Annotated in this window: 1 protein-coding gene; it reads left to right on the top strand. The window is 46.0% G+C overall.

Annotation, left to right across the window (positions count from 1 at the left end; all coding sequences use genetic code 11):
* Window positions 1-274 (top strand): phosphoenolpyruvate carboxylase (locus tag SB756_RS29990; protein ID WP_410913225.1); only part of this gene is annotated, 274 nt, incomplete at both ends.

Consider the following 274-nt stretch of genomic DNA (forward strand, 5'->3'; position numbering starts at 1 on the left):
CTTGAAATGGTATTTAGTAAAGCCGATAGCTGGTTAAGTGAGCACTATGATAATGCGCTGGTGGAAGATATGTACAAGCCGTTAGGTGTAACGTTGCGAAAAGAGCTTGAAGAAGCCATTGAGCTTGTGCAGTCGTTAAGCCCGCAAAAAAGCTTACTTGCAGCTCAGCCTTGGATAAAAGAGTCGATTAGTTTACGAAACCCGTACACCGATCCGCTCAATGTCTTGCAGGTTGAATTGCTTCGACGTGCTCGCTCTAACGAGGAGCACAACG

It is taken from the genome of Pseudomonas sp. SIMBA_068, assembly GCF_046534705.1.
In the GTDB taxonomy this organism is placed as follows: domain Bacteria; phylum Pseudomonadota; class Gammaproteobacteria; order Pseudomonadales; family Pseudomonadaceae; genus Aquipseudomonas; species Aquipseudomonas putida.